The sequence below is a fragment of the Demequina capsici genome (assembly GCF_032102965.1).
GTDB classification, from domain to species: domain Bacteria; phylum Actinomycetota; class Actinomycetes; order Actinomycetales; family Demequinaceae; genus Demequina; species Demequina capsici.
In genome coordinates, this window is the sequence record NZ_CP134880.1 from 101,127 (window position 1) to 124,355 (window position 23,229).

Here is a 23,229-nt window from a genome sequence, read left to right on the forward strand (position 1 = left end):
AGGAACCCTCGCATGACTCACTCCGACGTCGACGTCACCGTCGACCTCGACGCGCTCATCTCCCAGCTCTCGCTCGAGGAGAAGGTGTCGCTGCTCACCGGCCGGGACTTCTGGTCGACCGTCGCGATCGAACGCATCGGGCTGCGGTCCATGACGCTGTCCGATGGCCCGTCCGGCGTGCGCGGACCTGAGTGGGACGAGCGCTCACCCTCGCTCAACCTGCCCAGCGCGTCGGCCCTGTCGGCGTCGTTCGACCCCGAGATCGCGTACCGCTACGGACGCGTCGCGGCGTCGGAGGCGCGTCGCAAGGGCGTGGACGTGGTGCTCGGACCCACCATCAACATGCATCGGTCGCCGCTTGGCGGCAGGCACTTCGAGGCGTTCAGCGAGGACCCGCGCCTCACGGCGGAGCTCGCGGCGTTCTACGTGCGCGGACTGCAGGACGCAGGGGTGGGAGCGACGCCCAAGCACTACATCGCGAACGACTACGAGACCGACAGGTTCACGGCCGACACCCAGGTGTCCGAGAAGGCGTTGCGCGAGGTCTACCTGCTCGCCTTCGAGCGGGCCGTCGTCGAGTCGCACGCATGGCTCGTGATGAGCTCCTACAACTCGATCAACGGCACCACGGCCACCGAGAGCGACCTGCTCACCACGCCGCTCGTGGACGAATGGGGATTCGACGGCGTCGTGGTGTCCGACTGGACCGCGGTGCGGTCTGTGGACTCCGCCAAGGCCGACCAGCATCTGGTGATGCCCGGCCCGATCGGTCCGTGGGGCGACGCCCTGGTGGCCGCTGTCACGGCAGGTGAGATCCACGAGAGCACGATCGACGAGAAGGTGCGTCGGATCCTGCGCCTGGCGGTCCGGGTGGGCGCGCTCGGCGGTGAGCCGCAGCCCGTCGACTGCGAGGATGGCGTCATGTTCGCCCGCGAGGCGGCAGCAGAGGGCATGGTGCTCCTCGAGAATCGTGGTGAGCTTCCGTGGGACGCGTCGTCCCTGCGCTCGGTGGCGGTGCTCGGCTCGAACGCAGAGCAGGCGCGCACGCAGGGCGGAGGCAGCGCCACGGTCGTGCCGGAGCGCGTGGACCCGCCGCTGGAGTGCCTGACCAAGGCGCTGCCAGGGGTGGACGTCCGCTATGCGGTGGGGGCGCTCAACCAGGTGGGCCTCGCCGGCTTCCCTGCCGAGCAGATCACGAACCCTGTGACCGGGCTTCCGGGTGCACGAGTGGAGTTCCTCGACGCCGATGGCGTCCAGATCTTCGCGGAGGACCGTCTCGCGACCGAGTACGTGTGGTTCGGTGGTGACGCGCCGATCGCGCCCGCGAGGACCGTTCGCGCAGCCTTCACCTTGACGCCGCAGCGTGACGAGCAGATCGAGCTCGGGTGCGCCGTGACCGGACCCGCGCGCGTATGGATCGACGGCGAGCTGCGCATCGACGAGGTGATCTCGCCGGAGGGTGAGGACCTGGGCGCCGCGCTGCTGTCGCCGGGCGTCGCGGCGGTGCCGGTGGAGCTCCGCGCGGGTGTGCCGGTCGAGGTGCGGTTCGCGGTCGAGCTCGGCGAGCGGGACGGCGCGCTGGCCGGCGCGTTGGCCTTCACCGTCGGAGGCCGCCCGCGTCAGGCCGCTCCCGAGCAGCTGATCGCCGAGGCGGTGCGCCTGGCCGCCGAAGCCGACGTGGCCGTCGTCGTGGTCGGCACCAACGCGAAGGTCGAGTCCGAGGGGTTCGATCGCGACACCCTGGCGCTGCCGGGCCACCAGGATGCGCTCGTCGAGGCGGTCGCGGCGGTCAACCCCCGCACCGTCGTGATCGTCAACTCGGGCTCGCCCGTGCTGATGCCGTGGCGTGACAAGGTCGCGGCGTCGCTGCTCGGCTGGTTCGGTGGCCAGGAGTTCGGCCACGCGCTCGTCGACGTGCTGCTCGGAGCGGTCGAGCCCGGCGGACGTCTGCCCACCACGTGGCCCTCCGCGCAGGAGGACGTCCCCGTCCTGGACGTCACCCCGCGGGACGGTGCCGTGGTCTACGAGGAGGGCATCCACATCGGGTACCGTGCCTGGCTGCGCGCCGATGCTGCGCCCGCGTACTGGTTCGGCCACGGCGTCGGGTACACCACGTTCGAGATCGGCGGTCTCTCGGTGTCAGGCGCGCTCGCTCCGGACGGGTACGTCGAGGCCGCGGTGACGGTCACCAATACCGGTGACCGTGCGGGCAAGCATGTCGTGCTGCTGTTCGCCGAACGGCCCGATTCGACCGTGGAGCGTCCGGCGCGATGGTTCGTCGGCCATGCCGTGGTGAGGCTCGCCGCAGGCGACACGACGCGCGCGTTCATCACCGTCACCGCGCGTGACCTGGCGCATTGGGATGCGGGCTGGGCCTACGAACCGGGCGGGTTCACACTGCGTGCGGGCGCGACGGCGGTCGATCTTCCCCTGTCGGCCGCGGTGCGCCTCGAGGCCTGACGGCCTGGGCCGCCGCCCTGGATCGGTGCTGCATGGGGTCCCACCGGCAGCACCCGCCGGCGTGGGGGAGGCGATGCCTCCCCCACGCGTGTGCGGGCGTCGAGTGCCTGTGGGCCTGGAGTGCGTGCCTGCCCGAGCCGGGCGTCGCGGTCAGCGCCGACGCGGGTCGATGAACGGCGTGCGCGCGAGCCCGTCGAGGTAGCGCTTGACCTCGACCGTCATGTCGAGTGCCGAACGGTCGAGGAGCCACTGCACCTGCAGGCCGTCCATGAGGGAGATCAGCTGGATGCCCGCGGAGCGCGGGTCGACGCCGTCGTTGAGGCTGCCAGCGGCGGCGAGGCGTTCGAAGGCTCCGACGACGAGTCCGCGGACCCATTCGTAGCGCTCGGTGAAGAACTCGTGGGCGGGGTGGTCCGGGGTGGTGGCCTCCGCCGACAGCGTGCAGTAGAGCTCGACGACGCCGGGCTGGTTCATGTTGCGCTCGGTGATGTCGAGGAAGCTCTGAACCACGGCGCGGGGGTCCTCGAGGTCGATGTTGAAGTCGCGCAGCGCGACGTCGTCGCGGTGGCGGAGCACGGCCTCGAGCAGCGCGGCCTTGGTGGGGTAGTGGTGGAGGAGGCCGGCGTCGGAGAGTCCCACCTTCTCGGAGATCTCGCGCAGCGATCCGGACCTGAAGCCTGACTCGGCGAACACCTGCAGCGCTGCGTCGAGGATGCGCTGGCGTGTGGCCTTGGTCTTGGCGTAGGGGCCCCGTGGCTTGCGCGGCTGCTGTGCGGCTGGCGCGGACATCGGGCCTCCTTCGGCTCGTGCGCTCGTGAGGTGACGGCGGATCGCCCCGACACGTAAAACCGAGCGGACACTTGATATTCGTCATGCTACCGTGCCGGGGCCCCGATGGCGAGGCGCGCGAAGTGTCACCACCACCGTGCAACTGCCTGTATAGTATTGACTCGGCCCGCAAGGGTCACGCGCCCGTAGCTCAACGGATAGAGCATCTGACTACGGATCAGAAGGTTGGGGGTTCGAATCCCTCCGGGCGCGCTGCTGTGAACACGAGTTCACCAAAGCCCCGATCAGGCACAGGTCCGGTCGGGGCTTCGTCCATTCCCCACTGGAGCCAGTACACGGGTACGCCCGTGACGAGCGCCCACTGCTTCACGATCAGGGGCTTGGGGTCGATGCGACCGGTCTCGTAGTTCTGCACAGACGCACGCCCGATCCCGATTTTCTCGGCGAGCTCGAACTGATTCAGCCCCTTGGACTCGCGCGCTTTCCGGAAGCGGTCGCCCTTGTCGAATACGGGGATCATGGCTACCTCCTTCTCTAGTGCCTATGCATAAGTTAGCGCGTTGAGCAAGGTTGCACAAGAGGTTGAAAGTAGCGACACGCCGTAAGTTATGCATATGCCTTGACATGTGCGGCGACCGCGCGTACACCTTGCCCTATGCAGATGCACACGGATGAGCAGATCACCACGGCGGAAGCCGCTCGCATCCTCAGGGTAGACACGAGCACCGTCAACCGGATCTCGTCCGGCACAGCACCGAAGCTGCAGCCGATCGACAAGTTCCCTGGGCGCACCGGACCCAAGCGCTTCAAGCGCGGCGATGTTGAGGCGCTCGCGGCCGAGCGTCGTGCCGAGGTCGAGGCCCATCTCGCTCGCCTGAACGGGGCAGAGTCGTGACCGCGCGGCAGGCGATCCGTTCTGCACACGCGGACGGCTACGACGCGCTCGATGCCCCGACCGTGTTCCTCGACGCACTCGCGAACCTTCCACGCCTGGCCCGCACCGCGGGCTGGCGCCCCGTGCTCGGAGCGTTCGCCGCCGGGTGGCGCGACCGCCGCCGCGAGGGGGTGGGATCGTGATCGGCCAGACATTCAACGAGTTCGAAGCGCGCCGCGAGATCCATGAGCTCAACGCCAAACTCGATGCAGCGCTCACGACCATCGCCACGCTTTCCGAACGTTACTCAGCGGAGAAGCGTGCGACGGATCAGATGCGCCGTGTGCGCCACCGTCGAGTCAGAGCGAGGTCAGGCGGGCTCTGGCAGCTCAGTGATGAGCAGGCCACCGCTCGTGTCGTCCTCGAAGATCAGCGGGAAGGCGTCTCCGCGGAAGACATGGTCGATGTCGTCGACGATGGTGGACTCACGAGTGAACGAGATGCGGTCGGGCAGGGCAGGGTCAGGGAAGAACTCCCCAAGCTCGCCGCCAGCGGCGGCCCAGCGATCCAGGATCGGCCCGTCGACGCTCTCTCCCCGATACATGAAGACGGTGCCCTTCTTCAGGACGATCACCATGTCGAGGTAGGCGAGATGGCCGAGCCAGAAGCTCGTCTCGCCAATTCGCAGTTCTCCACCGTATTTCGGCATCAGGACTCCTCTATTCATGAGCGACTGCACTCCGCTCGTGACACCACGGTAGAGGCTGGCGCGCGCGGGGGCTCGGACCCTGGCCCCCGCGCCGACGCCATGAAGGCCGCCAGATTCGCTGCGCTTCAGCAACTGTCCGAGTCCCTCGCGAGAGTTCAGTCCGACCTAGACGAGATCGCTGGAGACCTCTGATGTGTCGGCCCATCGCGCAGAACGAGCCGTTCGACGAGCTCGCGTTCGCTGCGGACCACTATGAGCCGACCCTCACCGGCGAGGTCCCCGCACTTCCCTCAGCCGAGGACGCGCTCGCGGACGACCTGCTCGCTCGCGATCAGCGCCAGAAGCTGCAGCAGGCCCGCGACATCGTCGACGCCCTCGCGGCCGTCAACGCGGCGATCCTCCAGACGCTGCACGTCCGCTGCACCCACTCCACCGATCCGACCAGACCGTGTTGGGGGTGCATCAACGCGCACACCGAGCTCGTCGAGCAGGTCAAGCGCAACGACGAGTTCTACGGCCGCGCGCTCGCGGCCCTCATGTCGATCGAGGTGCGGTCATGACGGACACGATGATGGGCGCGGGGCCGGACCTTCTCGACATGATCCGCGATGACGAGGAGCGCGCCTCGTCGAACGTGACGCTGGAGCAGGCGCGCGCCGCGAAGGCCGCCGGCCAGGCGGCCGCCATGGCGAGCCTGAAGGAGCAGGCGTGGGTCTTCTTCAGGTCGCTGATCCTGCGGGTCCGGGTCGGTGACGAGATCTCGTCGAACGACGTCCGTGACGAACTCGACGGCGAGGGCTTCCCCCAGAACGGACGCGCGGGCCTGTGGCATCGCGCTTGCACCGAGGGGCTGCTCGAGGTGATGACGTTCACGTACCGCGGAGCGGAGTACCCGAAGCGGATCCCCTCGGTGGGGAAGAAGGCGAACGGCGCAGGGGTGATCCTGTACCGCCGGATCGGTGGTGATCGGTGATGCCTCGACACGACTACCACAAGCCGCGCCGCCACAGCCTGTGCGGCCGCCCGGTGCTCGCTCTGCCGTACACCAAGCGCGACGGCAGCGAGACGGTGATGCTCTTCGAGCCTTGGCGTGAGGACCACTGGTCGGACCCCGACGCGAAGAAGTATGTCCGCTACACGGACCGGGTCACGCTCGAGGAGCGCGCGCGGCTCATCACGACGACGGAGCCGTTCGGCACCGAGGTGTGGACCGACGCGGCGGGCACCCAGTACGACGAGTACCCGCTGAAGCAGCACATCCTCGCCTGTCCTTCCGATCGGCGATCTCCGGCCTTCCAGCCGGACGCAGCCCGCCGCACCAGCCCACACCGCGCACACGCCGGACAGGGCCCCTAAGCCAGGCGCGGGCCTGCCCCTCTCTCTCCTCGCGTCCTGCAGGCCCGCGCCTCACAACCGCCCCACCCCCTCAGGGGCGCTCCCCGGGACGGTCCCGGAACCCCCACCGGGACCGTCCCCACCACTCGACATCCCCGTAACCCAGGAAGGCCCCGCACATGCCAACCACCGAAACCACCCAGTACCTCGGCGGCACAGTCGCCGGCACTGGCGAGTTCCTCCAGGCGTCATCGCTCACCAACCTCGCCAACGCGATCGACTTCGCCGAGAAGGCTGCCGAGCAGGTCAAGCGCGACCTGTGGAACCTCGGCGTCTCCGAGGCGGATGTCTCCGTCACTCCCGTCGTAGTGCAGGTCACAACCAAGATCCACATGGGCACCCGCATGGGTCTCGAGGTGGCCCGGAAGGTCCTGGAGGACGTCCGATGACTGCGACCGCTGCCAAGAAGCCCGCCTCGAGGAAGCGCACGTCCGTGCCGGCCGCGGAGCCGTCGACGTCAACGTCGACTGCGGTTGACGCGATCGCCCCCGCCTCGCACATCCTGCGTGATGTGCCGCTCGACCAGATCGAGCCGCACCCGCACAATCCGCGCAAGGACCTCGGCGACCTCACCGAGCTCGCGAACTCGATCAAGGCCAAGGGCATCCTCGAGCCGGTCGTTCTTGTGCCGGCGCCGGCCGACGCAGTGAGCCTCGTGAAGCGCTCCCCTGTGTACCGCGTGATCGCGGGCCACCGTCGCACGGCGGCCGCCGGGCTCGCGGACGTCGCGACGGTGCCGGCGATCATCCGTGAGGACATGTCGGAGACGGACCAGCTCGAGGCGATGCTCATCGAGAACGGCCATCGCACGAACCTGACCCGGTTCGAGGAGGGGCGCTGCATGCAGGGCCTGCTCGACCTGGGAGTCACGAAGGTTCACATCGCGCGCCGCACCGGCCACGCCCGCACCACGGTCGACAACCGTCTCGCGCTCGCGTCGCTGCCTGAGAAGGCGGAGGAGTACGTCGCGAACCGGAAGATCACTCTCGACGACGCGGTGACGCTGTCGGAGATCCGCGACTCCGACCCGGACGTGTACGAGGACTTGGCCGCTCGCCTGGACTCGGGCACGCTCGCGTCGTGGTCGATGTCGAACGCGGTCGATCTGGTGAAGAACCGCAGGGCCGACGAGAAGTGGATCGCCGACCTCGATGCCCAGGGAATCAAGCATGCCATCCACGGGCAAGCCGGCGACTACACGGGCCAGACCTACATCGCTGCGCTCGGCCTCACTCCGAAGCAGCACAAGGACTGCCCCGGCCAGTTCATCGTCCACTCTGCGGACTCGACGGCGTACCAGACGAAGGAGCGCAGCGCGACGCACTACTGCACGGACGCCGCGACGCACCACCCCGAGTTGAAGACGGGAGGGAAGGTCGAGTCGGAGAAGGAGCGCGCCAAGCGTGAGGCTCGCCACCAGCTCGACGAGGACCTCGGCGCGGCCTGCGCGGCGCGCAAGTCCTGGATCCGGACGGTCATGACGGACGGCACTACGGCCACGGCCGACGCCCGCGCCGCGCTGGTGAAGCTCACGACCGACTGGGTGACCGGCCATGACTACCTGGAGAGCTCTGGTCTGGACTACTGGGAGGAGCGAGACGCCGACTTCAAGGCGCCGAAGGCAGACCTAGACCTTCTCACGCTCGCGCTGCTTCCGAACGTCGACACCGAGATCCCTGACGACGCCTATGACTACGACTACACCGTCGGCAAGGGAGGCACGGAGAAGCTCGAGAAGGTCCGCGACATCCTCACCTCGCTCGAGGGCGCGGGCTACCCGTTGAGCGACATCGAGCAGCAGCTCGTGACGATCGCCACCACGAAGGCCGAAGAGGTGGCGTCGTGAAGTGGCGGGGAGACGAGCGGCCGCACCACGCCAGCCGCCTCTCACGGGCCGCGATCGGCGGGCTCTTCACGGCTGCGCTCGCGGGCTTCATCTCGGGTCTCCTGTGCGCGTCGCTGATGCAGGTGGGGGGCTGACCATGGCGTTGACGAAGACGCGGGTGTCGGCCTCGTCCGGTATGGGCGACTGGATGACGCAGGACACGGCTTGCCGTGGTGAGGACCGCGAGCTGTTCTTCCAGCCCGACGGGCCTGGCGCTCGTGCCTGGACGCCGGCGCCGGCGCTCGAGCGTTGCGCTGTCTGCCCGGTGCGCGGTGACTGCATCATGTTCGCGCTGCGCCACGAGCAGGCGGGTGTGTGGGGCCTCGATGAGGTGACGCGGAAGTCGATTCGTCGTCTCGTCGCGCGACAGATCGGTCGTCTCGCGGCGGCGCGTCCCGCGGGCATGGAGATGACCGACGGCGAACGCGCCGAGCAGCGTGACCGCCTGTACGCGATCGAGGCGAACATGCGGCTGCAGGGGGCAGGATCATGATCGCGCGCCTGGTCATCCTCACCGCCACCTCGATCGTTGTCGGGCTGCTCCTGGGCTTCGGTGCACGGTACGTCGCGAACGCCACTCAGGCGTGGTGGAAGGAGCGTGACGAGCGTAGGGAGGCTCGCCTCTCGATCAACCGCACGGGTGTCGCTGTCGCCATCGGTGAGGTGCGGGACGACGACGGGCAGTGGCACGAGATCGAGCCGGACGGAGCCGGTGGGAGCAGCGTGATGCTTCCCGACCAGCTCGCGGGCACGACGGTCACGGTCCGGATCCGTCACTACCTGTACGTCCCGGGGTTGATCCGGTCGGCAACGTCGGCCGCCTACGACCCGGACGCGCTCGGCGTGTTCGTCGCCGACAACCAGTGGACGGTCTCGATCGAGCAGTACGACACGTCATCGCGGCTGATCGCGGTCTCTCCTGAGGGTCCGACGTTCACGGCTCTCATGCCCAACCAGGAGTCGGAGAAGGTCGCGCAGCGTGCCTTCGCGCACCTCGCGGCGTGCACGGGTCACGGCCTCGAGCATCACGAGTACCTCGCGTGCGACGCGTTCGCGCAGTACCTTGCGCGTCCCATGGCGGGAGGTGCCTCGTGAGGATCCGGCTGTCCCTCGCGAACCCGGACGTGCGGGCCTGGCTGATCATCGTCGCCGCGGCCGCCGGCACCGTCAACGTCGCCGCGCTCTACGCCCTAGGGAGGGCCCCCTACATGCTCCTCGTCTTCCTCGCCGTCTGCACCGTCGGTCTCATCGTCGCGTGGGCCCGCCGTCGCGGCATCCTCGAGCAGCGTCGCCAGGGTCGGCTCACGGACACGGAGATCTCCGCGCACATGCTCATCGACGGCGGGACGGACTCTCGCCCGTTCCTCGAGCTGGACGAGATCGACTACGAGATGGCCCGCCGCATCGGAGTCTTCACCGCCGTCAACGGCATAGCGATCGTCCCCGCCCATCATGCGGGCGCCCGTCCCATGCTGGTCGCTGTCCGTGCCGATGGGAGCGCCCGCGCTATCGAACAGCCCGCAGGTCGGTCCGTGCTCCCGGCGATCGCGATCCTCAACCACGTCTCGATATGCACGCACCGCAAGGTCGATATCGCCGATCGCGCCGCCGCCGCCGCACTCGCCGAGTACTTCCACGTGATGCCGAGGGCTGTCGCATGACCGGCGTGGGTGACCATGCCGATGCCGAGATTCGCATGCAGGTGGAGATCCTCGTCGGCGACGTCTACAGGTCCGCCGGCATCGAGCGCCGCTGGAAGGACATGAGCGGCTTCACGAAGGCCTCGATCGTGCGCTTCGCGATCGACCAGCACCACCTCGGTCATCGGGCCCTGGTGCTGACCCACCACAACGTCGAGTACCGCCTCGACCTGTCGGAGATCATCCCCGCACCACAGGAGAACACGCCATGACCGTCAACAACCGCCAGGCCGCGCAGGACGCGCACGAGAAGCTCACTGAGGCCGAGACCTTCCTCCTCAACCGGATCGGGCATCCGCGTGATGAGGCCCGACTCGAGGTGCTGGCCGCTCGGTTCGGGCGGGAGGTGAAGCTCGACCGCAACGACTCGATCGCACGCATGGCCGACGAGATCCACGAGCTCGTCGACGCGCTCCGCCCCAAGACGTTCACGCTGCAGCTGACGCCCGAGTTCATGGCGGCCGCACAGCAGGTGCACGAGCAGGCGCACGGCGTGACCGTCCCCGAGCTCAAGATCCCCGTCGTGTCGCTCGTGAAGGAGAACTAGCGATGTGCGCCTTCGCTCTCGACGCCGCCCACCTGTACCGCCAGCACGGCTTCTCCCAGGTCACGTTCGGACCCGGTGAACGCACCGCGGGGTGCATCGACCACATCCGCAAGGAGATCAAGGAGATCGAGGAGAACCCGGATGACCTCTCCGAGTGGGCCGACGGCATCATCCTCCACTTCGACGGTGCGATGCGCCGCGGCTTCACTCCGCAGCAGATCCTCGACGCGATCCTCGACAAGCAGAGGGTCAACGAGGGCCGCATCTGGCCTGACTGGCGAACCCAGCCGCTCGACAAGGCCATCGAGCACGTCGACTACGACAACGGCGAGCCGCTCGCGGAGTGGGAGCAAGAGCTGCTCGACGGAGCACGCGCGGACCGGGCGCGCGTCGGGATCTCCGGCGATGACTTCGACGAGGGCCACGAGCTGAACGCCCAGTACGAGCGTGACGCGCTCGGCACCGACACCATCGAAGGTTTCCTCGACACCCTCGCCCCGTGGCAGCGGCGCTTCCTCGCCGAGCATGGAATCCTTCCCCCGGTCAGCGCCCCAGCCCGCGCGATCACGCGCATGTACGACGGGTCGGTCGCGTTCATGGATGGACCGTTGTGCCTCGCCACTTCGCCTGTGATGGGCGACGGCAACATCTACGTGTGCACCCGAACCCTGGGTCACCCGGACAGCCACGAAACCCATGACTTCAAAGGCGACGCCGCGTCCAGCTGGGCAGCACACCCCCAGGGCGACGCCGTGTCCAGCAAGCCAGCCGGCCTCCAAGGCATGGAGCCGACAGTCGCCATCTTCGACGAGGTCCAGGTCACGGCGCCGACGCTCGCGACAGACGAGCAGAGCATCGCCGAGGTCTTCGACCTCGACGACGATCGCGTCGTCGAGATCTCCGCGGACACTCCGACGCTCCAGCCGGAGCCGGAGCCTGCACCGGTCAAGCCCAAGCGCCACTCCCTCGGGGGCCGCACACAGTCGGAGGCATCGAAGCACCAGAACGAGATCATCATCGCCGCGCTCGCGAAAGGCTTGACGGTGTCTGAGGCCGCCGAGCTCGCCGGCCTGACCGGCAGGGCTGCGAGCTCTCGGATCAAGTACTACCGGCTGCGTGAGATCGCACAACAGCGCACGGCCGAGCCCGCCGACCAGGCCGACGTCGCACTGTCGACACCCGAGGCCGTCTCGACTCCGGTGCCGACCGCACCGAAGCCGGCGCCGCCGAAGCCGTTCACGACCACGAGGGTCGAGCCGCCCACCTCACACATGGTGCCGGCGGTCGGCACCCGCCGCCGCATCTTCGGGCTGTACGCGATCGGCTACGACCCCGGCCACTTCGACGACTTCGAACAGGGACTCGGAGACCTCGCCCGCAGGATCACCACCCTCGACGCCCAGGGCGAGATCTCACTGTCCGACTTCGAGATCATCGACGCCCTGTACAGCCGCCTACGTCTGCGCCCGGTCCCGAACAGGGACGGCGTCGACGTCGACCGCACCCACCCGGCGCCGGGCCGCTGGATGGACCGCGACATCGACGACCCGAAGGCTGTCCCCGCCGCCGAGACCACCAACGGCAAGTAGGAGACCATCATGAAGCTGTCAGGAACCCTCCCGAAGATCGACGACGACCTCGAACGCAACGGACTCGCCGCCCACGCCTCCGATGTCGTCAACCATCCCGACGAGCGCCGCATCGCGATCGTCGTCCTCTCGACCGCCCAGCTGATCGACAACCGCGAGAAGCGCACGGTCGACCCGGTCATGGCGATCGACCGCATCGAGCTCGTCCGCCCCGTCGACGCCCACACTGCCGAGCGACTCCTGCGCGACGCCCTCCAGCACCGCACCCACCGCGACACGCTCCCGCTGTTCATCAGCGACAACATCGAGGCCGCATTCGCCGACGGCGCGGTCGACCACAACACCGGCCAGTCGTACCTCGCCGGAGGCCTCTTCGACGAACCCGACCCCAGCCAGATCAGCAGCGACACCGACGACCCCGATGCGGTCATCAACGACAGCGAGGGCGGAACCTTCTCGCTCACCCTCGTCGACGACGAGGACAGCGACGCGCCCGAGGACGACCAGTGACCGCGCCGGACACCGACGCCGAGGACGTGCTCAGCGCGGCCGCAGAGGCAATGGAGCGACTCCACAAGCAGCTCCTCGAGTCCGACCATCTCCTCGCCGAGAAGATCAAGCAGGCCAAGACGGACCAGGCCCGCGCCGTGCTCCTCGCCGCCGCCGCCTGCGACCGAGCGTCGATCACCGGACGCATGGTCTACGCGCTGTTCGGCCTGACGCTCCAAGGGTTCGCCGACATCATCGAACCGGAGGCCGACAAGTGAGCACCACCCACCTCGTCCCCGCCGGCTCCTCCGCAGTCACCATGTGCTGCGGCAAGACCCCGCTCGAGCTGCCCCGCACCGACCGCCTCACACGCACCACCGAACGCGTCACCTGCGACGCCTACTCCCGCAAGCACGCAACCACCGCCCAGATCGAATTCGCCGCCGACCTCATCCACGAGCAGACCTGCAAGGACAACCAGCACGACGGCCCCGAGGCCTCCTGGCCCTGCGTCGCGCTCGCGGTCGACGTCGCCCGTCGCTTCGGACTCGAGGTGATGGTCTGATGCGCGCCGTCTGGAAGTACCCGGTGATGAACGAGTTCGGCGTCCAAGCCGACGTGATCTCCATGCCCCAAGGGGCGAAGCCGCTGCACGTCGGCTGGCAGGCCGACGCACTGTGCATCTGGGTCGAGGTCGACGACGCCCACGGCCGCCCCCTCGTGGCCCGCTTCTTCGAAGTCGTTGGCACCGGGCAACCCGTGCCCACCGCCGGCACCTACATCGGCTCCTGCCAGGTCAACATGCGCGGCGCCCAGCTCGTCTTCCATGTCTACGAGGTCACCCGATGAACGCCCACCGATACCACCGCATCCTCACACTCGAAGGCCTCTCACTGGTCATCCTCATCACCCTCGTCACGCTCGCGATCGCACTCCCGATCGTGTGGGTGGCCGTGATCATGTTCATGGAGGCCCTGCGATGAACGCGGGAAGCGGCGACAATCACGCGGCGTCGTACACGTGCCCCACTAGCGGTGACTGCGGTGGCTACCGCTGTGCACGCGCGGCTGAGCATGGTCCCGTCATCATGAGCCCCACCCTCGGCGATCGCTACTACGTGCGCCGCCGCGACCACCGCGACGTTCCCGGCGAGAAGCACCACGGCTGCGAGTACTTCGTCATCGACCTCACCCACGACGAGAAGGGTCGAGCACTCAAGGACGCGTACTTCGCGCCACCGTCGGCGAGCACGTGCGAGTCGGGGCGGACCGACTGCGGGGAAGTCGTGTGGATGGATGCAGACGGCGCAGGCATGTGCGCGCGGTGCATCATCGAGTCGCTCGCCACCGCACGACCCGAGCCCCAGCCGGTGACGGTGGAGACTGTCGAGGAGTTGGAGGCGCTCGACCCGAACACGCCGATTCTGACCGCGGTCAACACGTGTTCGATGGCCGGGACCTTGCTCGCGAAGTTCCGTGGTTCCGGGCACGTCACGTCGGCCATGTTTCCCGCCACCGTCCTCACCCCCGCCACCGCACGACCCGAGCACGTCATGGTGAACCCGTCGCTCACCGACCTGCGTTACACCTGCACGGGGTGCAGGTGGACCGCATCGGAGGCGTTCAGCGATCCACACGCGAAGTTCCAGAAGGATCACGCCACCGCACGCCCGGAGCGCGTCGTGAAGGCCGAGGTGCTGAGGGACTTCGGCCGTGCGGTCTACTCGCTGCGCACCTCCGACCCTGACTTGAGCAAGGACGAGGTGTGGGCGCTCGCGGTCGACTGCGCCGACGCCATCGAGGCGGGTGGTGAGTGATGACCGACAACGACTACACGCCGACGACTGAGGAAGTGCGGAGCCACTACGCGGACAGTGGCGAGCGCGCGGTCCTTGAACCTGAGTTCTACCGCTGGCTCGCCGCCCACGACGCGGAACTGCTGGCCAAGGCAGCACGCAAAATCGAACTGGCCGCGTCGACCGCACTCGCTGCATCTGCACCCGAGCACAACACGCATGCCGCCGGGATGCACTGCGCTGCCAACGTCATCCGAGGCAACTGGGATGCGCAGATTGCCGCCCTCTCGCGCGACGGGGAGGAGGGGCACCGATGCTCGTCCTGCAGAACCCGCTGGACCGCGCCCGTCGACGCATGCCCCAAGTGCGGGGAGGAGGGGTGATGGCGGCGCTGATCTACTTCGGTGGGATCCTCGCGATCGCCGCACTCTGGACCGTGCTACTCGATCGCGTCATCTACCCAGCCGTGTTCCGCTGGCAAGCACGCCGCGGATACGGACCGATGGCCGGCAGCCGACGATGACCCGCTGCCCGGCCACGTGCCCCACCTGCAACCACCGCTGCGACGCGATGACGATCCCGCACGCCAACCACTACGACGGCGACCACCAGTGGCCGCGAGAGGAGCAGCCCTGATGGCTCACCGCCACCCGTACCTCACAGTGGCGCTCGCGGCCGCGCAAGAGTCACGCGACGCACACCACACCCTGCGCCACACGACGCCGTGCGACTGCCCGGGCGACGACACGCTCGAGGCGATCCTCAACGACGTCCTCCTCCACATCGCAGAGGACCTGGAATGGGGTGAGGTCTCCTGATGGACCCCGAAGACATCCAGATGCGCTCGCGGCCGCCGGTGCCGGTCGATGACGAGCCGTGGCTCGCGTGGCTCGAGGGGGTGTACGACCTGATCGCGGAGGAGCAGCAGCGACCCCGAGTTGTGAAGCTTCAGGTACTCGCACGCACCGAGGACTTCGAGGGCCTCGTGCAACAGCTGCGGATGCTGGCGTCTGTACCCATCTCCGGTCCGCCCTTCACAGCGTTTGGGATCCCGCTCGAGCACGTTGAGGCTCCGCTCATGCCAGCTCGGATGTTCATCACGAGCCGCGTGTACGAGAGCGACCAGCAGCAAGGAGATGAGTAGTGAGCAACCTCAACCAGCCGCCGACCAAGCGTCCACGCCCGGTGGCTGTCATCGCGAAGACCGGTCGGATCTCATGGCGGATCTACATCAAGGACGGCAGCAAGCGGTTCGGAGGTGATCAGGGGTTCGGCTGGATCCGGTTCGGCCGGGCGAGCGCGGAGCGCAAGGCGCGCCGTGAGCTCGCGCGGTACGTCGAACGGCAGGCGCATCCGCCGGAGGCGTTCACCATCGGCCCGATCGAGGCGTAGGACTCCACCCCCATGACTCGCTTCCCCGCGAAAGGATCAGGACACCACTCGTGGCCGTCAATCACACCTACGACGAGCTCGCAGGCCATCGGACCGTCGTTGCACCGATGGTCGAGACGCGCGCGTTCTGGCGTTCGACGCTGCTCGGCGCCTACATCGAGCTCGTGTCGGTCATGATGCGCTCGGCGGTCGCGGCCTGTGAGGGTGGGGCGAGCAATGACGACGTCGAGGGAATCGTGACCTTCGGCGACATCGTCACGATCGAGCCATGGGGGACGGCCGAGCTGATCCAGGGCCTGCTCGACTACAACTACATGGTCGACGCCGGCCCCGGCGTGTACCGGCTGCAGCGCTACGAGAAGCTCGTGCACTGGAAGCGGCCGCAGCAGGTCGCGTGGGAGAAGCTGTGCCGCAAGGAGACTGCGGACCCGAAGCTGAAGGCCCAGGTCCGCTACCGCGACGGCGATCAGTGCCGAGTGTGTCACGCGGTCGTGAAGTGGGGAGCGAAGGCCGGCGACGACCTCCGCGGAACCCTCGACCACAAGTACCCGGGCGTGCCGGCCGACGGCAACCCGGACATGCTCGCCGTCACCTGCACACGCTGCAACGGAATCCGCTCCAACCGGGCGGACGCGAACGACATCGCCCCCTGGCAGGACGCCCCGGAGAAGCCGTTCTACACCGAGAACACCGCGAAGTACCTCCGCGTCAACCACGGCTACGCAGGCGTCCGCAAGACCGGCCGAGCCCACCTTCTTCCCCATATCGAGATCTCCGCGCGACCCGTGGCACAGCCCACGGACCCCGCGCCGCGCGACCCGGCCTACGACCGGACCCCGCGCACCGCTGAGGACACCTCAGCAGCCCCTCAGGGGCCCTCTCCCGCGCGACCCGCCACCCAGGCGGACACCGCGCCAGCCACCCCCGCGCGACCCGCCACAGCGGCGGATACCGCGCACCCACGCGACCCCGCAGCCAGCGGGACCCCGCGCACCGCAAACCGACCCCAAACCGACGTCAAACCGGTCCAAAACCGCGAGACGACTTCACTGCCCCCAGACCCCATTCCCCGCACGAATCAGCCGGACGAACCCACCCCCCCGACAGGTAAGGGTAGGGGAGGGACGGGAAGGTCTGGGGAGTCTCGCCCTGCCCGCCGAAGGGGTCGCAGGGGCAGGAACAAGCACGTTCGGGAGGACCAGCCGTGAACGCCAGTGACCTCACCGCGGCGCAGCGCACCGCCGAGCGTCTCATCGAGGCCGCCACGTGGTGGAACGCTCGCAGCCTGAAGACGAACCTGCCGATCACGGTGCTGGTCTCTCATCGCCTCGAGCAGGCGTCGGGCTACTGGCTCCTGTTGGGCACCGAGCTCACCCGCCGGCCTCGGCCGGGACGCGGCAAGCGTGTCAGCGGGTCGAAGGAGCCTGCCCCGCCGGCGCCCGGCGACGTGTCGGTCATCGACGCGCGGCATGAGATCGAGGTGTTCGCGGCCGAGTACGCGGCGGTGCTGGTCTACTCGAGCGCGTGGAGCACGGGCTTCCTCGACGGCACGCTCGAGCAGCTCGCCGCTATGTCCGAGCGTGCCGGCCACTTCACCGAGCATCCCTCCGAGCACCTCCGCCTCGAGTTCCTCGCGGACCTCCGGGACGTCGTCGACCGCGCTGCCCACGTGTTCGATCGGGACCTGGGCCGGTGGAACCCGATCGACGTCGAGTGCTTCGAGCCGGGATGCGGCGGCATGCTCGAGGTCGAGATTCCGTTCGCTGACGACGCGCTGTCCGACGCCGAGCGTCAGCGTGCGTTCAAGGACTCTCACCCGGAGGCGCGCTGCAGCAAGGACCACACCCACGTGATCGACGCGAGGCTCGCCCACCATGCCGCCTTCGAGGGCCTGCGATGACCCGGCGCATGGTGATCTCTCAGCCGCGGCGCTCAGGCGTGGTGTCGACGTCGGAACTCGCTGTGTGGTTCGGAGTGACGCGCAAGACGATCCTGAAGTACGTGCAGGAGGCGGGTGTGGAGCCCGTGGGGCGCGGTTCGAGGGGGGTGTCGCTGTGGCCACGCCAGGCCGCGATCAAGGCCGTCTACGGGCGTGTCGCGAAGCCCCGATAGCGTCTCCGGTTACACTGGAGCGGCAGGGCGACGTGTGCCCTGACATCACGTAAGGCCCGGAGCGGACACCGCCCGGGCCTTTGTCATGCCCGGCCTCGGCTTGTTGTCTTGTCGAGGTCCGGCACGCTCGGTTGCGGGCCGATGCGTGCTGAGGAGTGGCCGCGGCGTATCACGGGGATTGCGCCTCCTCCTGGTCGAAGTCGAGCGGCACCGGCTTCACCCCAGACTTCCCGCCCTCACCAGTCGACACCACCGACGCCGCGAGCGTGCATGGGCTAGAGCGAGGGCGGGGACAGCATGGCCAGACGAGCACCATCGCGTTGCACGCGCTGCTCTCGCCTGGCGACCGAGGGCGGGCGCTGCGACGAGCACCAGCGCAAGCCGTGGGAGAACCCGAGCGCGAACAGCCTGGCCTTGTCCGGCGGTGAGCGTGAGCAGCTGCGCAACGCGCTGCTCGCCCGCGGCGACACGTGCGCGTGGTGCGGCACGGACGAGCACCTCGAGCTCGATCACATCATTGAGATCGCTGACGGTGGCGACGCTAGAGACCTCAGGAACTGTCAACTGTTGTGCACTGAGCACCACAGGAGGAAGACGCTCACGATCGCCAAGGCGCGACGCAACTCCTGCCAACCAAAAAGGGTCTGATACCAGGCATGATGCACGGGGGCAGGGGGGTTCGGATCGCAGGCCCAGGGGGGCGTCGGCGCGCCGCCGGGGCTCGGCGCGAAATGCCGCGGAATGTGGACCCCCCCTTGAGCCCAGGGGGGTATCTGACCCCCTCCTTGCCGATGCCCATGACCGCGCCGCTGGCGCCCGCCGAGAGGAGCCAGCTGATGACCGCCGACCCGCTCGACTTCGACACGCCTCGCCTCGCGCTCGCGGTCTTCGAGGGGCGTGTGTGATGGCGGGGACCGCGAACCTTGGGCGCAAGGCGATGCCGCGAGGGCTGCGGGTGCTCAATGGCAGCCTCGACGCTGACGGCAACGAGCGGGACTCGTCGGGGCATGCGATCGAGCCTGAGATCCAGTTCGAGCGAGGCGACCCGGTCAAGCCCGAGGGGATGTCGCCCGACGCCGAGTGGCTGTGGGATCAGGTCATCGAGCAGATGCAGGGCGTGGGAGTGCTCAAGCCTCTCGACGGGCCCGCGCTCGAGGTCGCCTGTGAGACGTTCGCTCGCTGGCGTGAGGCGAAGCGCATGCGTCAGGAGCAGGGGACGCTCGCGACGAACAGCCAGGGCCAGGTCACGGCACCGTGGGTGGGCATCGAGGAGCGTGCGTCGAAGGAGATCCGCGCATGGTTCGCGGAGTTCGGCATCACACCGGCGGCCGAGCGCAACCTTCGCGCAGACTCCGGTGGCGGCGATGACGACAGCAACCCGTTCTAGGCGCGAGGAGGAGGTCGAACTCCCGCCCGCCGCCGAGCTCCGCAGGCTGAAGATCAGCCGCGAGGTTGCCTGGTACATGGCGTCGCGAGGGATCGAGTTCCCGAAGCATCCGCCGCTGATCAAGACGCCCGAGCCGTCCGAGGATCCCGACGCGGTGTTCTCGCCGGCCGCAGTGGACAAGGTGATGCGGGCATTCCGGGCGCTGCGCCACACGCAGGGCCGCTGGGCTGGCAAGCCGCTTGAGCCGGCACCGTGGCAGGTGGCGTACATCATCGCCCCGATCTTCGGCTGGGTGAAGCTCTCCGAGCACGGCGGCATGGTGCGCGTGGCCCGCAACGCGTACATCGAGATGCCCCGCAAGAACGGGAAGTCGACGACGGCCGGCGGTATCGCGCTGTACCTCACGGGTGCCGACGGCGAGCAGGGCGCACAGGTGGTCGCGGCTGCGACGACGAAGGACCAGGCGGGCTTCGTGTTCGCCCCGATCAAGAAGCTCGCGGAGTCCTCGAGGAAGCTCAAGGGCCGGTTCAAGGCGCTGACGGGCAAGGTGATCCACCCTCGGTCGGGCTCGTACTTCGCGGTGATCTCGTCGCTCGCAGACGCCCAGCACGGCGCGAACCTTCATGGCGCGATCATCGACGAGCTGCACGTCCACAAGACGCCTGACCTGGTCGAGGCGCTCGAGTCCGGTACCGGTTCCCGTGAGCAGCCGCTCGTCGTCACGATCACCACGGCGGATGACGGCAAGCCGAACACGATCTACGCGCGCAAGCGTCGCTACGTCGAGCGGCTGGCGAAGAAGGTGTTCGAGGACCCGACGACCTACGGTGTCGTGTTCGGACTGCCGCAGCGTTCGGACCCGCTGAACCCTGCGAACTGGCCGAAGGCGAACCCGGGCTACCCGGAGTCGCCGACGCACGCGTACCTCGTCTCGGCCGCGAACAAGGCCCGCAACTCGCCGGTCGAGCTCGCGTCGTTCAAGCGTCTGCATGCCGGGCAGCGCACCAAGGGCGGGTCGTCGTTCGTCACGCTCGTCCAGTGGGACCGCAACGCCGGCGCCCGCATCAGGCGTGAGGCGCTCAAGGGACGCACTGCGTTCGGGGGCCTCGACCTCGGGTCGGTGTCCGACCTGACGGCGCTGTGCTGGCTCCTGCCGTACCCCGACGGCCGGGACGGCTACGACGCCCTGTGGCGCTTCTGGACGCCGGAGGACAACCTCGAGCGGCTCGACGAGCGCACTGCCGGATCCGCATCGCTGTGGGTGCAGGAGGGATGGCTCGAGCTCACGCCCGGCAACGTCACCGACTACGAGTGGGTGCGCGAGCGGATCAACGAGGACTGCGAGCACTACGACGTCGAGTCGGTCGGCTTCGATACCTGGAACTCGGCGGCTCTCACGAACGCCCTGCTCGACGACGGAGTGCCGCTGATCGAGACCAGGCAGGGCTACAAGACGATGTCGCCGGCCATGAAGGAGGCGCAGCGCCTGGTCATCAAGGGCCGGCGCGGTGCACCCGTCCTGCACCACGGCGGCAACCCCGTCATGCGGTGGATGGTCGACAACCTCTCGGTCGCGATCGACACCGCGGGCAACGTCAAGCCAGACAAGAAGAACTCCGCCGACAAGATCGACGGCTGGTCGGCGCTCATGAACGCGATCTCCGAGGCCAACTCCGAGGCCAATCTCGCGACGTCCAACTACGAGGACGGCGGCATGACCGTCGCCTGAACCACAGGGAGACCCCGCATGTTCCTTCCCCGACACGCACGCGCCCGCTTCAACCTCGTCGACGGATCGACGATCGAGGGCACCGTCCGCAGCCGCTGGACCTGGTGGGGATGGCGCCTGTCGCGCCCTGTGGTGCAGACCGGCGCCGGACCCATCGAGGCGGAGGGATTCTTCTGGGTCGCTCGCCGCCACGTCCTGTCCATCCAGGTCCTCCACATCGAGGCCGAATCCAGCGAGGAGTAGCCGATGGCCATCGTCGCATCCAAGGCCACCGGCAAGTCGGTCACCATCGGCAGCTTCGCGGCCGGCTACCCGACCCAGACGACATGGGGCACGAACATCACGGCGGTCGACGCCGGCATGCCGCTGGTGAACTACTCGTCGCTGCCGACCGATCCGCTGAAGCTGTGGAAGACGCAGCCGAGCCTTCGCAAGGTCGTCGGCTTCGCGGCTCGCGAGTTCGCGATGGTGCCCTGGCACGCCTACCAGCGCGTCGACGACAACGACCGTGTGCGCCGATCCCAGAGCCCGGCCGAGCAGATCCTCGTCAAGCCCGAGAATCTGGTCGACGGCTACATGCTGCTGACGGCGCTCGCGACCGACGCGATGATCTTCGACCAGTTCATGGCGGTGCTCATCGACGACGAGCTGGTGCGGATCCCGCCATCGATGATCAACATCAAGTCGGACGCGTTCGGCAGGCCTCGCCAGATCATCATCATGATGCCGCAGGGTCTCGACGACCTCGACGTGACGGACGTGCCGAAGGTGGTCGGCTGGGGGTGGCACCCGACCAAGGCCGGCGGCGTCTCTCCGATGTACACGCTCGCGGCGCTGCTCGAGGAGAACCTCCGGGCGGTCGACTGGCGCACCCAGCAGTGGCGAGCGATGCCGAAGGTCGCAGGCTTCCTGAAGCGTCCCGCGGCTGCTCACAAGTGGCAGGGGCCGCAGAAGGATAGCTTCCTCGAGTCGTGGCGCGCGTGGCGCACCAACCCGGGCGCCGGCACACCGATCCTCGAGGACGGCATGGAGTACGAGTCGATCGACTCGAGCATCACGCCGAAGAACGCGCAGGACATCGAGGGACGGCGCCTGACGGACATCGAGGTCGCCTCCGCCTTCTACATCCCGCCCGAGCTCGTCGGCGCCCGTGAGGGCACGTTCTCGAACATCGACGCCTTCCGCCAGATGCTGTTCGGTCCGACCCTCGGACCGCTGTTCGTGCAGATGCAGCAGGCGTTCAACAACGGCGGCATCGTCGAGTCGCTCGACGTCACGCCGAACCTGTACGTCGAGCCCAACCGCGAGGCCGCGATGGAGGGCTCCTTCATCGAGCAGGCCCGCGTCCTGCAGAGCGCGATCGGCGGTCCCTTCATGCTCCGCGCCGAGGGTCGTTCGCGGTTCAACCTTCCGTTCATCCCGGGCACCGACGAGCTGATCGTGCCGCTGAACGTCGTCGAGGGCGGCCAGGCCAGTCCGACCGACAGCGGATCCCAGAACGTCGGCGGCGACAACGCCGACCCGGCAGCGCAGGCGTAGCAGCAGCTGCTCGTCAGCGTCCGAAGCACCTACCCGAGAGGAGGCGGCATGCCCGCCGTGAAGATGGCCGCCGTCGCATCGGTGAAGGCCGTGGAGCCGACTGAGGACAGCAACGATCCCCTCGGCACGTTCATCGCGATCGTGTCCGTGTTCGGCAACGAGGACTACGACGGCGACATCGTCGTCGCGGGAGCCTTCGCCGACTCGATCAAGAAGTGGGCAGACAGCGACCGCCGCCTGCCCGTCTTGTGGTCCCACCAGTTCAGCGACGTCGACTCGATCCTCGGCTACTACAGCGAGGCATCGGAGACCGACGTCGGCCTCAAGCTCAAGGGCCACCTCGACATGAACCACCAGCGGTCAGCGCGCGTCTACGAGCTGATGAAGCAGGGGATCATCGTCGAGTTCTCCTGGTCGGGCGAGGTCCTCGAGTACGAGGTGATCGAGCCGGAGGACCCGGAGGACGAGTGGGCCTGGTGGTGGGCCGGGATCAAGATGCTCAAGATCGACCTCTGGGAGGCGGGTCCCTGCTTCAAGGGTGCGAACCCTGAGACCGAGCTCCTGTCGATCAAGGCCGCCGACCTCACTGGCCGCCTCGCCGAGCGCATCCGCCGCCAGGGCAAGGCCCTCACCGACGACGAGCGCCGGCACATCCGCGCGCTCGCGGAGGGCGTGGAGAAGGCACAGGACGAGCCCGTGGGGGACCAGCCCGACGGGATCGAGAAGGACGTCGACGTGGACTCCGTCGACGAAACCGAAGACGTCCGGCTAGTGGACGCCGGCATGAAGGCCCGGGCGCGGCTCGAGCTCTCTCTCACCACGGAAGGAAGGTAAGGTC

General features: G+C 68.2%; 38 protein-coding genes and 1 tRNA gene. 36 read left to right on the plus strand and 3 right to left on the minus strand.

The genetic code is table 11. From position 1 onward, the window contains the following. Window positions 1-12 precede the first annotated feature (12 nt). Complete coding sequence (locus tag RN607_RS00485) at window positions 13-2,460, plus strand: beta-glucosidase family protein (RefSeq protein WP_313543558.1); 2,448 nt, start codon at window positions 13-15, stop codon at window positions 2,458-2,460. Between the two features lie 150 nt (window positions 2,461-2,610). Here RN607_RS00485 and RN607_RS00490 read toward each other — a convergent pair whose 3' ends face one another. Further along, window positions 2,611-3,249, minus strand: coding sequence for a TetR/AcrR family transcriptional regulator (locus tag RN607_RS00490; protein WP_313498730.1), 639 nt, complete (start codon window positions 3,247-3,249; stop codon window positions 2,611-2,613). Window positions 3,250-3,428: 179 nt separating this feature from the next. Between RN607_RS00490 and RN607_RS00495 the strand changes: the two genes are divergently transcribed. Continuing rightward, a tRNA-Arg gene (locus RN607_RS00495) sits at window positions 3,429-3,501 on the plus strand. On the opposite strand, the gene RN607_RS00500 is transcribed toward RN607_RS00495, so the two are convergent. Next, complete coding sequence (locus tag RN607_RS00500) at window positions 3,467-3,769, minus strand: helix-turn-helix domain-containing protein (RefSeq protein WP_313543560.1); 303 nt, start codon at window positions 3,767-3,769, stop codon at window positions 3,467-3,469. The two genes, RN607_RS00495 and RN607_RS00500, sit on opposite strands and share 35 nt — an antisense overlap. Before the next feature lie 135 nt (window positions 3,770-3,904). Between RN607_RS00500 and RN607_RS00505 the strand changes: the two genes are divergently transcribed. Both RN607_RS00505 and RN607_RS00510 read left to right on the plus strand, forming a co-directional pair. Next, on the plus strand, window positions 3,905-4,144 hold the full coding sequence (locus RN607_RS00505; RefSeq protein ID WP_313543562.1) for a helix-turn-helix transcriptional regulator: 240 nt from the start codon (window positions 3,905-3,907) through the stop codon (window positions 4,142-4,144). Further along, window positions 4,141-4,326: a hypothetical protein gene (locus RN607_RS00510; protein ID WP_313543564.1), complete on the plus strand. Its 186-nt coding sequence runs from the start codon at window positions 4,141-4,143 to the stop codon at window positions 4,324-4,326. The genes RN607_RS00505 and RN607_RS00510 overlap by 4 nt, the downstream gene beginning before the upstream one ends. Before the next feature lie 167 nt (window positions 4,327-4,493). On the opposite strand, the gene RN607_RS00515 is transcribed toward RN607_RS00510, so the two are convergent. Further along, on the minus strand, window positions 4,494-4,832 hold the full coding sequence (locus RN607_RS00515) for a hypothetical protein (RefSeq protein ID WP_313543566.1): 339 nt from the start codon (window positions 4,830-4,832) through the stop codon (window positions 4,494-4,496). Window positions 4,833-5,023: 191 nt separating this feature from the next. Here RN607_RS00515 and RN607_RS00520 point away from each other — a divergent pair, with 191 nt between their 5' ends. From RN607_RS00520 to RN607_RS00670, 32 genes are all read left to right on the plus strand, one after another. Further along, on the plus strand, window positions 5,024-5,392 hold the full coding sequence (locus RN607_RS00520; protein WP_313543569.1) for a hypothetical protein: 369 nt from the start codon (window positions 5,024-5,026) through the stop codon (window positions 5,390-5,392). Continuing rightward, complete coding sequence (locus RN607_RS00525; RefSeq protein WP_313543570.1) at window positions 5,389-5,805, plus strand: hypothetical protein; 417 nt, start codon at window positions 5,389-5,391, stop codon at window positions 5,803-5,805. The genes RN607_RS00520 and RN607_RS00525 overlap by 4 nt, the downstream gene beginning before the upstream one ends. Then, window positions 5,805-6,188 carry a hypothetical protein gene (locus tag RN607_RS00530; protein ID WP_313543571.1) on the plus strand — a complete coding sequence of 128 codons (384 nt, stop codon included), beginning with the start codon at window positions 5,805-5,807 and terminating at the stop codon, window positions 6,186-6,188. Before RN607_RS00525 ends, RN607_RS00530 begins: the two co-directional genes overlap by 1 nt. Window positions 6,189-6,346: 158 nt before the next feature. Beyond that, on the plus strand, window positions 6,347-6,616 hold the full coding sequence (locus RN607_RS00535; RefSeq protein ID WP_313543573.1) for a hypothetical protein: 270 nt from the start codon (window positions 6,347-6,349) through the stop codon (window positions 6,614-6,616). After that, a complete protein-coding gene (locus RN607_RS00540; RefSeq protein ID WP_313543575.1) occupies window positions 6,613-8,073 on the plus strand; it encodes a ParB/RepB/Spo0J family partition protein in 1,461 nt (486 codons plus the stop codon). The genes RN607_RS00535 and RN607_RS00540 overlap by 4 nt, the downstream gene beginning before the upstream one ends. After that, window positions 8,070-8,207 carry a hypothetical protein gene (locus RN607_RS00545; RefSeq protein ID WP_313543577.1) on the plus strand — a complete coding sequence of 46 codons (138 nt, stop codon included), beginning with the start codon at window positions 8,070-8,072 and terminating at the stop codon, window positions 8,205-8,207. Before RN607_RS00540 ends, RN607_RS00545 begins: the two co-directional genes overlap by 4 nt. A 2-nt stretch (window positions 8,208-8,209) precedes the next feature. Beyond that, on the plus strand, window positions 8,210-8,605 hold the full coding sequence (locus RN607_RS00550; protein ID WP_313543579.1) for a WhiB family transcriptional regulator: 396 nt from the start codon (window positions 8,210-8,212) through the stop codon (window positions 8,603-8,605). Beyond that, a complete protein-coding gene (locus RN607_RS00555; protein ID WP_313543581.1) occupies window positions 8,602-9,207 on the plus strand; it encodes a hypothetical protein in 606 nt (201 codons plus the stop codon). The genes RN607_RS00550 and RN607_RS00555 overlap by 4 nt, the downstream gene beginning before the upstream one ends. Continuing rightward, entirely contained in the window at window positions 9,204-9,773 is a 570-nt protein-coding gene (locus RN607_RS00560; protein ID WP_313543583.1) for a hypothetical protein, read from the plus strand. Before RN607_RS00555 ends, RN607_RS00560 begins: the two co-directional genes overlap by 4 nt. Next, window positions 9,770-10,024 (plus strand): hypothetical protein, encoded by a 255-nt coding sequence (locus tag RN607_RS00565; RefSeq protein ID WP_313543585.1) that lies wholly within the window; start codon window positions 9,770-9,772, stop codon window positions 10,022-10,024. Before RN607_RS00560 ends, RN607_RS00565 begins: the two co-directional genes overlap by 4 nt. Continuing rightward, window positions 10,021-10,359, plus strand: coding sequence for a hypothetical protein (locus tag RN607_RS00570; protein WP_313543587.1), 339 nt, complete (start codon window positions 10,021-10,023; stop codon window positions 10,357-10,359). The genes RN607_RS00565 and RN607_RS00570 overlap by 4 nt, the downstream gene beginning before the upstream one ends. Window positions 10,360-10,361: 2 nt before the next feature. Beyond that, window positions 10,362-11,948: a dATP/dGTP pyrophosphohydrolase domain-containing protein gene (locus RN607_RS00575; RefSeq protein WP_313543589.1), complete on the plus strand. Its 1,587-nt coding sequence runs from the start codon at window positions 10,362-10,364 to the stop codon at window positions 11,946-11,948. Between the two features lie 9 nt (window positions 11,949-11,957). Next, entirely contained in the window at window positions 11,958-12,458 is a 501-nt protein-coding gene (locus RN607_RS00580; protein ID WP_313543591.1) for a hypothetical protein, read from the plus strand. After that, a complete protein-coding gene (locus RN607_RS00585) occupies window positions 12,455-12,715 on the plus strand; it encodes a hypothetical protein (RefSeq protein WP_313543593.1) in 261 nt (86 codons plus the stop codon). Before RN607_RS00580 ends, RN607_RS00585 begins: the two co-directional genes overlap by 4 nt. Then, window positions 12,712-13,002: a hypothetical protein gene (locus RN607_RS00590; RefSeq protein ID WP_313543595.1), complete on the plus strand. Its 291-nt coding sequence runs from the start codon at window positions 12,712-12,714 to the stop codon at window positions 13,000-13,002. The genes RN607_RS00585 and RN607_RS00590 overlap by 4 nt, the downstream gene beginning before the upstream one ends. Further along, on the plus strand, window positions 13,002-13,286 hold the full coding sequence (locus tag RN607_RS00595; protein ID WP_313543597.1) for a DUF7352 domain-containing protein: 285 nt from the start codon (window positions 13,002-13,004) through the stop codon (window positions 13,284-13,286). Before RN607_RS00590 ends, RN607_RS00595 begins: the two co-directional genes overlap by 1 nt. Next, on the plus strand, window positions 13,283-13,420 hold the full coding sequence (locus RN607_RS00600; protein ID WP_313543599.1) for a hypothetical protein: 138 nt from the start codon (window positions 13,283-13,285) through the stop codon (window positions 13,418-13,420). Before RN607_RS00595 ends, RN607_RS00600 begins: the two co-directional genes overlap by 4 nt. Window positions 13,421-13,524: 104 nt before the next feature. After that, entirely contained in the window at window positions 13,525-14,253 is a 729-nt protein-coding gene (locus RN607_RS00605) for a hypothetical protein (protein WP_313543601.1), read from the plus strand. Beyond that, entirely contained in the window at window positions 14,253-14,615 is a 363-nt protein-coding gene (locus RN607_RS00610; protein ID WP_313543602.1) for a hypothetical protein, read from the plus strand. The genes RN607_RS00605 and RN607_RS00610 overlap by 1 nt, the downstream gene beginning before the upstream one ends. Next, the gene (locus tag RN607_RS00615) at window positions 14,615-14,755 is read left to right on the plus strand and encodes a hypothetical protein (RefSeq protein ID WP_313543603.1); all 141 of its coding nucleotides are present in this window, start codon (window positions 14,615-14,617) and stop codon (window positions 14,753-14,755) included. Before RN607_RS00610 ends, RN607_RS00615 begins: the two co-directional genes overlap by 1 nt. A gap of 112 nt (window positions 14,756-14,867) precedes the next feature. Further along, on the plus strand, window positions 14,868-15,050 hold the full coding sequence (locus tag RN607_RS00620) for a hypothetical protein (protein WP_313543605.1): 183 nt from the start codon (window positions 14,868-14,870) through the stop codon (window positions 15,048-15,050). Beyond that, window positions 15,050-15,376, plus strand: a complete 327-nt coding sequence (locus RN607_RS00625; protein ID WP_313543607.1) for a hypothetical protein — start codon at window positions 15,050-15,052, stop codon at window positions 15,374-15,376. The genes RN607_RS00620 and RN607_RS00625 overlap by 1 nt, the downstream gene beginning before the upstream one ends. Beyond that, window positions 15,376-15,624: a hypothetical protein gene (locus tag RN607_RS00630; RefSeq protein ID WP_313543609.1), complete on the plus strand. Its 249-nt coding sequence runs from the start codon at window positions 15,376-15,378 to the stop codon at window positions 15,622-15,624. Before RN607_RS00625 ends, RN607_RS00630 begins: the two co-directional genes overlap by 1 nt. Window positions 15,625-15,674: 50 nt before the next feature. Beyond that, window positions 15,675-16,832: a hypothetical protein gene (locus RN607_RS00635; RefSeq protein ID WP_313543611.1), complete on the plus strand. Its 1,158-nt coding sequence runs from the start codon at window positions 15,675-15,677 to the stop codon at window positions 16,830-16,832. Continuing rightward, on the plus strand, window positions 16,829-17,524 hold the full coding sequence (locus RN607_RS00640) for a hypothetical protein (protein ID WP_313543613.1): 696 nt from the start codon (window positions 16,829-16,831) through the stop codon (window positions 17,522-17,524). The genes RN607_RS00635 and RN607_RS00640 overlap by 4 nt, the downstream gene beginning before the upstream one ends. Beyond that, entirely contained in the window at window positions 17,521-17,736 is a 216-nt protein-coding gene (locus RN607_RS00645) for a hypothetical protein (protein WP_313543615.1), read from the plus strand. The genes RN607_RS00640 and RN607_RS00645 overlap by 4 nt, the downstream gene beginning before the upstream one ends. 297 nt (window positions 17,737-18,033) lie before the next feature. After that, complete coding sequence (locus RN607_RS14670) at window positions 18,034-18,384, plus strand: HNH endonuclease signature motif containing protein (protein WP_376784203.1); 351 nt, start codon at window positions 18,034-18,036, stop codon at window positions 18,382-18,384. A gap of 256 nt (window positions 18,385-18,640) precedes the next feature. Then, window positions 18,641-19,123, plus strand: a complete 483-nt coding sequence (locus tag RN607_RS00650; RefSeq protein ID WP_313543617.1) for a phage terminase small subunit P27 family — start codon at window positions 18,641-18,643, stop codon at window positions 19,121-19,123. Beyond that, the gene (locus RN607_RS00655) at window positions 19,101-20,852 is read left to right on the plus strand and encodes a terminase large subunit (RefSeq protein WP_313543619.1); all 1,752 of its coding nucleotides are present in this window, start codon (window positions 19,101-19,103) and stop codon (window positions 20,850-20,852) included. Before RN607_RS00650 ends, RN607_RS00655 begins: the two co-directional genes overlap by 23 nt. 18 nt (window positions 20,853-20,870) lie before the next feature. Continuing rightward, window positions 20,871-21,095 (plus strand): hypothetical protein, encoded by a 225-nt coding sequence (locus RN607_RS00660; protein ID WP_313543621.1) that lies wholly within the window; start codon window positions 20,871-20,873, stop codon window positions 21,093-21,095. Window positions 21,096-21,098: 3 nt separating this feature from the next. Beyond that, window positions 21,099-22,391, plus strand: coding sequence for a phage portal protein (locus RN607_RS00665; RefSeq protein WP_313543623.1), 1,293 nt, complete (start codon window positions 21,099-21,101; stop codon window positions 22,389-22,391). 48 nt (window positions 22,392-22,439) lie between these two features. Further along, on the plus strand, window positions 22,440-23,225 hold the full coding sequence (locus RN607_RS00670) for an HK97 family phage prohead protease (protein WP_313543625.1): 786 nt from the start codon (window positions 22,440-22,442) through the stop codon (window positions 23,223-23,225). Window positions 23,226-23,229: the final 4 nt, after the last annotated feature.